14 protein-coding genes are annotated in these 13,317 nt (G+C 41.6%); 13 read left to right on the plus strand and 1 reads right to left on the minus strand.

Translation table 11 applies throughout. The features are described 5' to 3' along the window. Nucleotides 1–15 precede the first annotated feature (15 nt). The 4 genes from ACOOEY_RS08135 to ACOOEY_RS08150 are packed head-to-tail and all read left to right on the plus strand — an operon-like array spanning nucleotide 16 to nucleotide 4,174. Entirely contained in the window at nucleotides 16–1,029 is a 1,014-nt protein-coding gene (locus ACOOEY_RS08135; protein ID WP_420388170.1) for an amidohydrolase family protein, read from the plus strand. After that, nucleotides 1,026–1,523 carry a methylated-DNA--[protein]-cysteine S-methyltransferase gene (locus ACOOEY_RS08140; RefSeq protein WP_420388171.1) on the plus strand — a complete coding sequence of 166 codons (498 nt, stop codon included), beginning with the start codon at nucleotides 1,026–1,028 and terminating at the stop codon, nucleotides 1,521–1,523. The genes ACOOEY_RS08135 and ACOOEY_RS08140 overlap by 4 nt, the downstream gene beginning before the upstream one ends. Continuing rightward, nucleotides 1,520–2,806 (plus strand): kynureninase, encoded by a 1,287-nt coding sequence (kynU, locus tag ACOOEY_RS08145; protein WP_420388172.1) that lies wholly within the window; start codon nucleotides 1,520–1,522, stop codon nucleotides 2,804–2,806. The genes ACOOEY_RS08140 and kynU overlap by 4 nt, the downstream gene beginning before the upstream one ends. A 45-nt stretch (nucleotides 2,807–2,851) precedes the next feature. Then, nucleotides 2,852–4,174 (plus strand): FAD-dependent oxidoreductase, encoded by a 1,323-nt coding sequence (locus ACOOEY_RS08150; RefSeq protein ID WP_420388173.1) that lies wholly within the window; start codon nucleotides 2,852–2,854, stop codon nucleotides 4,172–4,174. On the opposite strand, the gene ACOOEY_RS08155 is transcribed toward ACOOEY_RS08150, so the two are convergent. Then, on the minus strand, nucleotides 4,155–5,021 hold the full coding sequence (locus tag ACOOEY_RS08155; RefSeq protein ID WP_420388174.1) for an AraC family transcriptional regulator: 867 nt from the start codon (nucleotides 5,019–5,021) through the stop codon (nucleotides 4,155–4,157). The two genes, ACOOEY_RS08150 and ACOOEY_RS08155, sit on opposite strands and share 20 nt — an antisense overlap. Before the next feature lie 300 nt (nucleotides 5,022–5,321). Here ACOOEY_RS08155 and ACOOEY_RS08160 point away from each other — a divergent pair, with 300 nt between their 5' ends. The 9 genes from ACOOEY_RS08160 (at nucleotide 5,322) to ACOOEY_RS08200 (ending at nucleotide 13,279) form a co-directional block, all read left to right on the plus strand. After that, nucleotides 5,322–5,561, plus strand: a complete 240-nt coding sequence (locus tag ACOOEY_RS08160) for a hypothetical protein (RefSeq protein WP_420388175.1) — start codon at nucleotides 5,322–5,324, stop codon at nucleotides 5,559–5,561. A gap of 2 nt (nucleotides 5,562–5,563) precedes the next feature. Further along, on the plus strand, nucleotides 5,564–6,727 hold the full coding sequence (locus ACOOEY_RS08165; protein WP_420388176.1) for a hypothetical protein: 1,164 nt from the start codon (nucleotides 5,564–5,566) through the stop codon (nucleotides 6,725–6,727). Next, nucleotides 6,724–7,761 (plus strand): hypothetical protein, encoded by a 1,038-nt coding sequence (locus ACOOEY_RS08170; protein ID WP_420388177.1) that lies wholly within the window; start codon nucleotides 6,724–6,726, stop codon nucleotides 7,759–7,761. Before ACOOEY_RS08165 ends, ACOOEY_RS08170 begins: the two co-directional genes overlap by 4 nt. Nucleotides 7,762–8,044: 283 nt before the next feature. Then, on the plus strand, nucleotides 8,045–8,269 hold the full coding sequence (locus tag ACOOEY_RS08175) for a hypothetical protein (protein WP_420388178.1): 225 nt from the start codon (nucleotides 8,045–8,047) through the stop codon (nucleotides 8,267–8,269). Between the two features lie 65 nt (nucleotides 8,270–8,334). Then, nucleotides 8,335–9,522, plus strand: coding sequence for a DUF4221 family protein (locus ACOOEY_RS08180; protein ID WP_420388179.1), 1,188 nt, complete (start codon nucleotides 8,335–8,337; stop codon nucleotides 9,520–9,522). Then, entirely contained in the window at nucleotides 9,515–9,955 is a 441-nt protein-coding gene (locus ACOOEY_RS08185; protein ID WP_420388180.1) for a hypothetical protein, read from the plus strand. The genes ACOOEY_RS08180 and ACOOEY_RS08185 overlap by 8 nt, the downstream gene beginning before the upstream one ends. 126 nt (nucleotides 9,956–10,081) lie before the next feature. Next, the gene (locus tag ACOOEY_RS08190) at nucleotides 10,082–10,990 is read left to right on the plus strand and encodes a dihydrodipicolinate synthase family protein (protein ID WP_420388646.1); all 909 of its coding nucleotides are present in this window, start codon (nucleotides 10,082–10,084) and stop codon (nucleotides 10,988–10,990) included. A gap of 36 nt (nucleotides 10,991–11,026) precedes the next feature. Then, nucleotides 11,027–12,025, plus strand: coding sequence for a 4-hydroxyproline epimerase (locus tag ACOOEY_RS08195; protein WP_420388181.1), 999 nt, complete (start codon nucleotides 11,027–11,029; stop codon nucleotides 12,023–12,025). Beyond that, complete coding sequence (locus ACOOEY_RS08200; RefSeq protein ID WP_420388182.1) at nucleotides 12,026–13,279, plus strand: NAD(P)/FAD-dependent oxidoreductase; 1,254 nt, start codon at nucleotides 12,026–12,028, stop codon at nucleotides 13,277–13,279. It begins immediately after the preceding gene. Nucleotides 13,280–13,317 lie beyond the last annotated feature (38 nt).

The raw sequence follows: 13,317 nt of genomic DNA on the forward strand, positions 1-13,317 counted from the left end.
ATTCCCTATTTGCCTATGCTAAAGATCGATATGCATACCCACATCATCCCTGAGCATCTGCCTAAGTGGACAGACAAGTTCGGTTATGGTGATTTCATCCACCTGCACCATCATAAAGAAGGCGCAGCCATGATGATGAAGGGAACAAAGTTTTTCAGGGAAATTCAGGCTAATTGCTGGGATCCGGAAATTCGTATTGAGGAGTATGCCGAATTCGGTACTCAGGTGCAGGTGATCTCAACCATTCCGGTTATGTTCTCTTATGATGCTAAGCCGGAAGATGGATTTGAGGTATCACGTTTTCTTAATGATCATATTGCAGATATCTGCAATCGATATCCAAAAAACTATATCGGCCTGGCCACCATTCCTATGCAAGATGAGGACCTTGCTATTCAGGAATTAGAAAGATGCAAGAATGAGCTGGGCTTACCTGGAATTCAGATCGGGTCCAATATCAATGACAAGAACCTAAGCTCTCCTCGCTTCTTCCCTATTTTCAAAGCCTGCGAGGAAATGGGCATGAGCATCATGATCCATCCCTGGAACATGATGGGCTTCAATAGTATTGAAAAATACTGGCTCCCATGGCTGGTGGGTATGCCAGCAGAAACTTCCCGTGCTGCCTGTTCTCTGATTTTTGGTGGAGTAATGGAACGTTTACCTGACTTGCGTATCAACTTTTCTCATGCTGGTGGTTCCTTTCTGCCTACCCTGGGCCGCATTGAGCACGGCTTCAATTGCCGACCTGACCTGGTAGCCATTGATAACCCTGTCAACCCAAGAGATTATATTGGTAAGTTCTGGGTAGACTCCATTACGCATGATCCTGTTTTAATGGACTATGTTCTGAAAATGCAGGGTTCGAAAAAAGTCACATTGGGTTCAGATTACCCTTTTCCATTAGGTGACCTGGAAATCGGAGCCTACATCGAAAAGATGGGGCTTAACCCCGAAGTAGTAGACGATATTTTTTGCAATGCCACACTAGAGTGGTTGAACCTCGACAGATCACAATTCGAATCATGAAACACACAGCGATTTCCTTTCTGGACACCCCCATCGGGAAACTGAAGATTATTGGTGATGAACTGGCTATCAAACTGGTTTCGTTCACTGATGATGAAGAGCGTTCAACCGATGGCAAAGTTCCTATTGTGGTCAGGAACTGTAAGTTCCAGCTAAAGGAATACTTTGAAGGGAAACGTAAGACATTCGATGTTCCGGTTGATCCAGATGGAACCGAATTTCAAAAGGAAGTGTGGGATGAACTCCTGAATGTCCCTTTCGGTAAAACATCAACCTATGCCAAGCAAGCCATAAAGCTTGGTAACCTAAAGAAAATCAGAGCGGTTGGAACAGCCAATGGCAAAAACCCAATCGCCATCATTATTCCCTGTCACAGGATTATTGGCAGCGATGGCAGTCTGACAGGCTATGCGGGAGGACTACATCGAAAGGAATGGCTCTTAAAACATGAACAGTCTATTCCTGGTTTTAATCAACTCAATCTATTTGGATGACATACGAGAATACCATCACCTTTGCACAAAATGCCGATCAGGCCGATCCACTAAGAAAGTGGAGATCTGAATTTCATTTCCCTCAAATCAATGGTCGCGATGCCTATTATTTTACCGGCAACTCTTTAGGGCTTCAACCTAAGAGAACCCGTGGCTTCATTGAAGAGGAAATGAAGAAATGGGAAACCTATGGTGTTGAAGGTCATTTTGTTCCCAAGGAAAGACCATGGATGAAGTTCCATGAGGCTAGTAAAAAAGCGCTCGCCAAAATAGTCGGAGCTAAACCATTGGAGGTTGTTTCTATGAACAACCTTTCAGTGAATCTACATTTACTGATGGTCTCCTTTTACCGACCTACTGCTGAGCGTTTCAAAATCATTTGTGAAGCAGGCGCCTTTCCTTCAGATCAGTACATGTTCGAAAGTCAGTTGAAATTTCATGGTCAGGATGTTGATAAGGCACTGATTGAACTAGCTCCCAGGCCCGGTGAAAACACATTAAAAACTGAAGATATTATTTCTGCCATTGAAGAGCATAAAAATGAATTGGCCCTTGTGATCTTTGGTGGCTTGCAATACTATTCCGGCCAGCTGTTCGATATGAAAAGTATCACTGCTGCCGGACATCAGGCAGGAGCATTTGTAGGTTTTGATTTAGCTCATGCTGCCGGAAACGTTCCGCTTCATCTGCATGACTGGGATGTTGACTTCGCTACATGGTGCTCTTATAAATACCTGAATTCAGGCCCTGGTAATGTCAGTGGAATCTTTGTTCACGAAAGATTCGCGGAAGATAATAGCATTCCGCGTTTTGCAGGCTGGTGGGGACATAATGAAAACGAGAGGTTTCTCATGCAAAAAGGATTTCAACCGATGCCCGGTGCCGATGGCTGGCAACTGAGTAATGTGAATGTAATTGGCACTGCAGCTCACCTGGCATCTCTGGAGATTTTCGAAGAAGTGGGTATGGAAGCACTCCGCAAGAAGAGCCTTCAATTGACCGGTTATCTCGAATTTATTATTGACCAGTTAAGTGGTGAAGAGAAGCTGTTCGAGATCATCACACCAAGGAATCCGGAGGAAAGAGGCGCTCAGCTTTCTATTTTCTTTCATAAGAATGGAAAGCAGTTATTCGACTACCTGGTAGAGCAAGGTGTTATTGGCGACTGGCGTGAACCCAATGTCATTCGTATTGCGCCTGCCCCCCTATACAATTCTTTCGAAGATGTCTATCACTTTGGAAGACTGTTAAAAGAGGCCATTGCCAAATATGCCCATGGGTAATATCATTCGACATATAGCTTTTTAGTTATGACAACTTTTTAAACTATGGACAAAAAGATCACTATTCTCGGAGCAGGGCTGGTAGGTTCACTGCTTTCAATATTCCTCTCAAAAAGGGGGTATCAGGTAAACACCTATGAAAGCCGACCCGATCCGAGAAAAGCAGATCTTTCTGCCGGCCGCTCTATTAACTTGGCGCTCAGTCATAGAGGTTTGAAGGGACTACATGCTGTTGGACTAGCCAACGAGGTTAAGGAGCGATGCATCCCCATGCCGGGACGTATGATTCATGATTTAGCCGGAGACCTGAATTTTCAGCCTTATGGAAAAGAAGGGCAGTATATTAACTCTGTTTCAAGAAGCGGATTGAATGAATTGCTTCTGGATAAAGCCGAAGAAGCCGGAGCCAAAATCTACTTCGACTATAAATGCATTGAAGTAGACTACCAACTCACACAATCGCGCTTTCTCCATGATGGACAGGAACTGACCATAAGTGCGGATTTTATCTTTGGTGCCGATGGTGCTTTCAGCGCTATGCGTAATGCCTTCATGCGCACCGATCGATTCAATTACCAGCAGCATTATATCACAGCTGGCTATAAGGAGCTACATATTCCGCCAACTGACAGTGGCGAATTCGCTATCGATCCAAATGCATTGCATATCTGGCCCAGAGGCAAGTTCATGCTCATAGCCCTTCCCAATCTGGACAAAAGCTTTACCGTAACCCTTTTTCTTCCATTCGAAGGGGAAAAGTCATTCGAGAAGCTTCAGGATGAGAACTCTGTCAGGCAATTCTTTCAGGAAGAGTTTGCTGATGCAGTCCCACTGATGCCTGATTTACTTCATGATTTCTTCACCAACCCCACTTCAAGTTTGGTGACAGTCAGGTGTTATCCCTGGGTGAAAGAAAATTGCGCCCTGATTGGCGATGCAGCACATGCCATAGTACCCTTCTATGGACAAGGCATGAATGCAGGCTTTGAAGATTGCTTTGTACTGGATCAACTACTCGAACAGCATGGAGAACTGAACCAAGACCTGCTGGCCAGGTATCAGGAACTGCGCAAGCCTGATGGCGAAGCCATTGCCGATTTGGCTTTGTACAACTTCATCGAAATGCGCGACAAAGTAGCAGACCCCCAATTCATTCTACAGAAAAAAATAGAAAAGAGACTCAACGAGCTGTATCCTGATCAGTGGTTGCCGCTTTACCCAATGGTTACTTTTAGTGACTTAAGATATTCAGAGGCCCTGGCTATCGGAAGAAAGCAGCAGTCCATTATGGACAAGGTATTGGCTGATCCTGAAGTCGAAAGCCGTTGGGAGAACCTGGACTTTGCTTCTATTGTAGCTCAACTCTAAAACTCATTCGCTCCTGCATTGGTGTTTTAGCCCTGAGCAGTTTGTAGGTTCTATTGAAGTTAGACAGGTTATTAAAGCCCACCTCATAGGCTACCTGAGCAATGCTCAATTCTGAATTTCTAAGGAGTTCAACAGCCTTCTGCATTCTGATCTCATTCAAAAAATTCAGGTAGGTCTTTCTCGTATGTTGTTTGAAATAGCGGCAAAAGGCTGCCTTATTCATATGTACTATGTCAGCTACTTCATCCAGGCGAATAGGTTTCTGATAATGATCAAGGGTAAACTGGAATACATCGTCTAACCTCCTTCCCTGACTTTCATTAATTGACTTCTGAGGTTGAAAGCTCAGCCATTCATAATGAGTATCCATCAGTTGATTTAACAACCCGAAGAATTTTCCCAAACGAGCAATTGAAGTGGACTGGAAAACTTCCTGAAACCAGTCAGTAATTACTTCTGAAGTAGTTGAAGAGATTTTCAGGCCACGATCTGATTGTTGAAGAAAGTCTGTCAAACTCTCCAGTTCAGGAAAAACCAGAGCTCCATCCTTTATAAACTCGGGTCTGAAAAATATGGTTCTTGAGAGTACACCAGAAGAACCTGGCTGATAATATACACTACTACTTCTGAATACATGGGGCATATTGCTGCCGAAAAGATAAATATCACCAGCCTTAAATTGCCCCAGGTAGTCACCATAAATTAAAGTCCCCTCTCCTTTTACTATCCAGGTCAGCTGCAGTTCCGGATGCTGGTGTAATTGATCATAGAAATAGGCTTCATCATCGACCTGAAGATAAAGAGAGCTGTTTTCAATTTTTGGAATCTTAAAAGGAAGAGACCTCATGCATGAAATGTAAGCATATAAGACTCTATTAAAGGTTAAAAAAGGCAAAATTTCTATCAGAACAACTGACTATCTCAGTCGATAATTTCTACAATTAAAACTAATCTTGTTTTTAATTTAAATATTAAGCTATTTTATAATCCACTTCTTCAAAACTGCAATTCTGCAGGAGCCAACAAACCATCTATTTTAAGCTATTCGCTACAGGCTGCGCCAAACAGATGAGTCAATCTTGATTCTAATTGGAGTAAGCCGAAAAGCCATTAAGTGAGTAGGTAATTAATCAACAAATAACTCATTATGAAAAAAATACTAAGTGTAGCCTTTGTGGCGATGGGAGTGATTTTCATCAGTACTAGTGCAAAAGCAACTAAATGGAAGGATAGTTTTACAGAGGTTGTAGCAGGTTGCGAAATTACTCACCAATATTGTGACAGACGATTTTTGTCTTTTGATGGCTGTGAATATGGAGAAACCCGAGCAGTTTTTGATGCAACCAGTTCAAGTTGTGTTAATATGCTATTAATGGCTGAGAGATAATAATGGATCATAACCATGATGGTTACGCTTCTACTACAAGTGTGTCTCTTGCTCTGGTTTGTCTATTGATGCTTCTGTTATCTTGTGAAAAGAAGAAAGAAAAGCTAGGTCAAATCCCTCCAATGAGTGGCTTTGAATATCACGATACCCATCTTCGGATTATCGATACATTGGTGTTGGGAGAAAACGATTTTTTCGACCCTTCCTCAGCCAACTTAACTTACGAGAAAGAAGATGACTTTTACTGTTTCGTAAGTCGGGGAGGTGTTATACGAGTCTACAATCAGTCAGGAACCATTGAGTTTCTTTACGACAAAAAAAGCCTTGAAAATCACTACGAATACCCCAATTCCCTTCCCATTGCTTATGAATACATTCCTAAAGAAAACAGAGTTTTGTTACTGTTTGCGGGAGATCCAACCTTATTTCTAGTAGATGAGCGGGGCAAAATTGACAAACGAATCAACCTTGAATTCCCAGAAGATTTATGGTTCCTTCAAATACCCCACTTAGAGTATTCTGAACATGAGCAGTTGGTCTATATCTCAGTTGGAAATGCGGTAGGTATTGAGAATCCCAAAGCATTTTTTCAAAAATCTCCACTTATTGCAGGCTTTAATCTCGAAGGCAAACTGGTGAAAACTATAGGGAAATTCCCTCAAGATATAGCAGACGCAGGTAAGTTCAGTCAGACACCCTTCCAGTTCTTCAGGTACAGTCAAATTGAGGGGAAGCATCATTTTCTATTCGATCATGAAGACCGGTTAAGGGTCTATAAGGAAGATGGACAAATGGAATTTATTAACGTGAGGGCCTCCCACAGGTCATATATCTTTAAGCCCTCTCACATACCATTTTATTCCGAAGAAAGGCTTACCAGTCCCACTAACGACCTCAATCACTTTTTTGTAAAGGTTGAAGACCGAAACATCTACTATATAGGTTATCAGAGATTATTGGAGACACATGGCAACAATGATGTGTACCTTATGCGGATTAACCTCGACAATAACCAGGCTCATGAGGTAAATCTTTCCAAAACCTTAAGAGGACCGTTTAATCCTAAGCTGTCAGGAATTATAAAAAGTGATACACTGGAGTTTTTTCTGAGCAGCGCCTTCATTGATAAAGTTCGGATAGTAAAAGCCATCATGGATACAGAATGAAAGCACAACTTATATTGATCATTATATGCCTGGTGGGCAACTTTTCTATAGCTCAGGAGCAGCTTCCATTTCTAGATGAGAAAGATTCACTTCTTGTTTTCAAACAAAACGGGGAATTATATCTGTCTGGCGAAGAACTTGCAACCATAGATGAGCTGGTCTTTTTAGATAATTATAAGCTAATCACTTCTATCAAATTTCCAGGACAGATCTTCGTCTACGACCAGAACAATTTGTTACAGGATAAAATAGTATTGAAAGGCAAAGGTAAGGGTGCCGTGGCTGGTCTTTATCAGGTGGGTCATAGGGCTTTTCTGGCTACACGTCCCGAAAACAGTCTGTTGTATACCTTTGAGTTGAAGCGAGGCAAAGTGCAGATAAGCAAAAACAAATTACAGCTGAATGGCTCGAAAAAAATATACTATCAAAAAGAGATAATTTCCCCCAATGGCAACCAACTCATACACTTTGACTCCTATGGCATTGACTCTGATGGAAATAACATTGAAGCGGCTGTTCTCTTTAAAAAGACAAATGAAGCACCGGATACTATTTCAGTAATCAAGAAAACCAACGAAACCACTTTCCTTAACCCATACAAGAGTAGCAATTATGAAATCTCCATGATGGAAAATTATAATTGCTATGCTATACAAAACTTCAAGCAAGGTATCATATTGGTAATCAATGAGTCGGGTAAACTCATTGATGAGCTAGACTTAAAACAATTGGCTTCTGATCATAATTCTGAACTCATTAGAGGATATTTTGCTGGTCAATATGACTACTTCTCCAGAATTATTTATGACCCATACACTCATTCCAGTTACCTGTATATAGGAACCTTCACAAACACTAAGTCAAACGGGATGCTTTTTAAATGGGATAATCTTACCAAAAGCTGGAAAAAATTACCCTTTGAAAATCTACCCTTTTTAAATATCCTGGCCATTAAGGATTCAACTCTTTACTTCAAACTCAGAATCAACGAATCTCAACAGGGAATTTATCGGTCAGACTTTAAGAAATGGTAGTAAGTTGACCGCACGAGGCCAATACTAGGCTAAGATGCATGCTTCCTATAAAATTGTATATATCTGAAAAATCTTTCCTTAATATAAAATTAATCTTGTTTTTAATTTAAATATTAAGCTATTTCAAATCACTTCTTCAACACTGCAATTCTGCAGGAGCCAACTAAGCATCTACTTTAAGCTATTCGCTACAGGCTGTGCCAAACAGATGGGTCAATCTTGATTTCTAATTGGAGTAAGCCGAAAAGCCATTAAGTGAGTAGGCATCAATTAAAATATCAATATGAAAAAGAGAGCTTTAGTTTTAATGGTCATTATGACCTTGTCCTTCTCATCTGTAGGTGTTGCAGATGGAGGAATGTGGTTTTGCTTACAGCGTCATGCTGAAGGTGGCGGCCCAGGTTATTGTAGTCTCCGTGAAGATGGAAATGGCAGACAGTGCTTGTCTATCCCTCCTGGATATGGATGTACTGGAAACGAGTTTATCTGGGTTATTGAAAGAAAATAGCAGCAACTCATCATTTTGAATCAAGACACCAGAGCCTGAAGGGCTCTGGTTCAAACTCAATTAGTATGTTTTTACAACAAATCACTCCACTGCTAATGGTAATGCTAATCTACTCATGCAGTTCTCCCGAAAATGTCAACTCTAATAAACCCAGTTACAATCAAATTGCAACATTGCATTCACAAGACTCAGTCCTGTTCGAACTTGATTCAACTCAAGGTTTTTACAGCAACAATATAAACCAGTTAGAAATCGAAGGAAATCAATTCATTACCCTGTTTAATCAGATGACTGGTAAGCTTTATTATTACAACTTAAAAACTGGTGCTACAGTAAAAATCACTCAATATGAAATGGAAGGCCCAAATGGTATTGGAGCCCATGCCGAACAAATAACACACCTTCCTATAGGAATGGACTCGGTATTTATCTACAACGGCTGGGATTTAAGAGGGTATTTATTTGACGGACTAGGCAGCAAACTCAAAACCTTTGATTTTGCAAGCTCAAGTATTTTTGAATCTGAAGGCCCTTTTGTGATTTCAATAACAAATGACAATCGTCCTTATCGAATTGGAAATAAAATTTACTTCAACTGTCAGTCAGTTCCTGCTCGCCAGTTTGGTAAAAAACCTGTTCTGTTAGCACTCAATTTGAAAACCGCAGAACTCCAAGGCATTATAATACCACCAAACTCATACTCGGATTATTGTTGGGGAGTAAACTATTCAACTAATGTATTCAGTACCTACCATGCTGAGAGAAAACAATTCATCATGAGTTATGGTGTAGAGTCAGACTTGTATGTATATGATTCAACCGGAAGAGAAAAGGACAGAGTTAATAACGGTTCTAAATTCTTCGGTTCGATTGAGCCATACTCAAGTAATGTAAAAGACTATATGAATATGTCTTCCTATGAGAAGAGGATGAATCATAGTATGCTCAATCCAAAGTATTACAAACTGCTTCACTTTTCTAATCAAGACAACGAATACTTCCTAAGAGAAACCTTTCTTCCAAGAAAGGAAGAAGATATTCAGGCAGGCATCAACAATCTTAGAAAATCATTTATCATTTCTGACAAAAACCTCAATCAAACCGGTGAATACCTGGTACCAGAACAATACATGACTTCTCTATTTTTTACTTCTTCCAAGGGGGTTTATTTAGCTGATTTGAATTATTACTACAAGAATGAAGGTTTCTTGAAGTTTGACCTGTTCACCCTTAAAGTACTTCCTAATGAATAAGCAATTCATCCTCTTACTCCTTCCAATTACCTTATGGAGTTGTACAAGTAGCTACACATCCTACGAAAGAAGACTAAAAACTATCAATCCAGACTTACTACAAAACGACTTCGTCATTATCATCCCTAATGAGGGCTGTGGCGGATGTATCAGTGGAGCAACACAGTTTATTCAGGATAACATAACAGGAATGATAGAAAGAAACACATCAATAATATTTACTGGTATTAAGGATTATAAGCTTTTTAAAAATCAAGTTGGACAGGAGTTTATTCAGAATAGACAAGTATTAATAGACTCTTCAGACCTATTCATGCACCAAGAAGTATATTCAATATATCCCCAGTTGATCCATCTAGAATCGAAGAGAGTAGTGGCAAAAGAATCCTTTGACCCTAACACCTCACTTAAATTCATTACTCAAGAAAAGTAAGACATATTGTCTCAGAGTGTCCATTTAAACAAATCAAACTGCAAATATTTCATCATAAATAATCAATTTCCCAGAAGTACAACCGGACAAGCGGCTGTAGCTTCGTGAAAATTTATTGCTATGAAAGTGAATTGGGAAGGTGTATACCCGGCAGTAACAACCAAGTTTACTGTAGACGATCGACTGGATCATGAAATGTTTGCTAAAAACATCAAAGCCCAGCTTCAGGCTGGGGTCGATGGAATTATTCTCGGAGGGACTCTTGGCGAAGCCAGTTCTCTCATGGAAGATGAAAAAGATGAGCTGGTTAAATATACTGTCGAATTAGCCAATGGACAGGTTCCGGTAGTCATGAACATTGCCGAGCAAACGACCAAAGGTGCTATCAGAGCTGCTGAAAAAGCCAAAGCCAATGGCGCCAATGGACTAATGATGCTGCCTCCCATGCGCTACAAGGCTGATGACCTGGAGACTGTCACTTATTTCAAAGCAGTAGCCAACTCCACTGATCTGCCGATTATGATTTATAACAATCCGGTAGATTACAAAATCGAAGTAACACTAGACATGTTCGAGTCGCTCAGTGAGTGTGAGAATATTCAGGCAGTAAAAGAATCGACCCGGGATATCTCCAATACCACCAGAATGAGAAATCGTTTTGGCAACCGCTTCAACATACTTTCCGGTGTAGACACATTAGCGCTTGAAAGCTTGTTAATGGGGGCTGATGGTTGGGTGGCAGGATTGGTTTGCGCTTTCCCTGAAGAGACGGTAGCCATATACAGACTACAGAAAGCCGGAAGAATTGAAGAAGCTCGCGCCATATACCGCTGGTTCCTTCCTCTATTGGAACTGGATATTAATGCCAAACTGGTTCAGAACATTAAACTGGCAGAAGTGGCCACGGGTATCGGTACAGAAAATGTAAGGGCACCAAGGCTTCCATTGTATGGTGAAGAAAGAACCAGAGTTCTGGAGATCATCGAGGAAGGAATAAGAAACCGTCCTAAACTACCTGATTACCTTAATTTGTAAGGGTTTGCGTATATTTTCAACCTTAATTGAACGTCTTTGAAAAAAAGGTTTTTCTGCATCGATGCCCATACTTGTGGTAACCCGGTGCGACTGGTGGCAGGTGGTGGACCACAGCTCAATGGGGCCAATATGAGCGAAAAGCGCCAGCACTTTATGCGTGAATTCGACTGGATTCGCAAAGGACTGATGTTTGAACCCCGTGGTCACGACATGATGTCCGGCTCCATACTTTATCCTCCTTCCAATCCTGAAAATGACATCGCTGTCTTGTATATAGAAACCAGTGGATGTCTTCCTATGTGCGGACATGGGACCATTGGCACCGTTACCATAATGATTGAAGAGGGACTGGTTACGCCTAAAATCCCAGGCCAATTGAGACTTGAAACTCCCGCAGGCCTGGTTAAAATAGACTACACGCAGGAAGGCCAGGAGGTAAAATCAGTGAAATTGACCAATGTACCGGCTTATCTTGCTGCCAATTCTCTAGAAGTGGGGTGCGCTGGCTTAGGTAAACTAAAAGTAGATGTTGCTTATGGAGGTAACTACTATGCCATAGTAGAACCACAGGAAAATTATACTGATTTGGCCGATTACTCAGCACTTGATATTATTGGCTGGAGTCGTGAAATCAGATTCAGAATGAATGAAGACTATCAATTCAGCCACCCGACTGACCCAACTATTGGTGGGCTTTCACATGTTATGTGGACCGGAAAGCCGGTGAAAGAGGACTCTGACGCAAGGAATGCCGTGTTCTATGGAGAAAAAGCCATAGATCGCTCCCCTTGTGGCACCGGCACTTCGGCAAGAATGGCCCAATTACATGCGAAAGGTCTTCTCAAAAAAGGCGATAAGTTTGTTCATGAAAGCATTATCGGAAGTCAGTTTGTGGGATGTGTTGAAGATGAAGTTATTTTAGGTGATCAACAGGCAATTATTCCAAGCATTGAAGGATGGGCTAAAATCACCGGTTACAACACCATTCTGATTGACGATTCTGATCCATATGCATTTGGTTTTTCAGTCATATAAATGGGTAAAGAAAAGGCTATAATTATAGGAGCAGGTATAGTAGGACTAAGCACAGCTTACTACCTACACCAAAGAGGTGTAGATGTTGAAATCATCGATGCTGGTGATGGCAACAATAATTGCTCATTTGGCAATGCGGGATATATTTCGCCAAGTCATCTGATTCCTCTGGCATCTCCCGGAATTATTAGTCAGGGTCTACGCTGGATGCTCAATCCTGAAAGCCCCTTCTATATCAAGCCCAGGTTAAATGCTGACCTTATCCGATGGGGTTGGCTCTTCAAAAAAGCCTCCACATCGGCAAGAGTCAATGCCGCAGCTCCTGTGCTCAAAGACCTGATGGTCAAATCACAGACTTTATACGAAGAGATCATTCGTGATGAAAACATTCAGGCTGGCTATGACCACTCCGGGCTCCTGATGATCTGCAAAACCAAGGAGTCGCTTCATCATGAAAAGGAATTGGTGAACATGGCCAAAAGCTTTGGACTGGATGCAGAAATACTGACCCGAGAGGAAACAGAGCAACTTGAACCTCATGTCAGGTACGAGATGGAAGGCTCCGTCTATTTTGGCTGTGATGCCTGGATGACACCACACATCTTTATGAGGCAATTTCAAAACAGACTTCAGGAAGTGGGTGTGAAAATCAGTTATGGAGAAAGGCTGGAAGAACTGATCAAGTCAGAAGGTCAAATCACCGAAATAGTCACATCCAAAGGTAAACATCAGGCCGATCATTTTGTCATTACTGCCGGAGCCTGGTCTCCATTACTTGCCAGGCAAATCGGTCTGAGAATTCCATTGCAGGGAGGCAAGGGCTATAGTTTCATGCTCACCAACCCACCAAAAATGACCCGGCTCCCTTCCATATTGGTTGAAGGAAGATTAGCCACCACCCCTATGGTTGATGGTCTTCGCTTTGCCGGAACCATGGAGCTTTCAGGCATTAACCACGACATTAATCAAAACCGACTGAATGGCATTATCAAGAGTATTCGGGAATTCATGCCAGATTTCAGAGAAGTAGACTTTTCTGACATAAAGCCCTGGGCTGGCTTAAGACCTTGCACACCCGATGGACTACCATATATTGGCAATACCAAAGCGGCCAGAAATCTCTACGTAGGTACGGGACATGCCATGCTAGGCTGGACTTTGGGACCTGCTACCGGTTTATTAATCGCTGAAAAGATTACTTCAAAAAAGATGTCTATCGACTCGCCATTAATCAGTGTCGACCGATACGCATAAACTGTACATTCAGTCAGGTCGTTACCCATACCTTTCAA

The sequence above is a fragment of the Roseivirga sp. genome (assembly GCF_965216855.1).
Lineage (GTDB): Bacteria > Bacteroidota > Bacteroidia > Cytophagales > Cyclobacteriaceae > Roseivirga.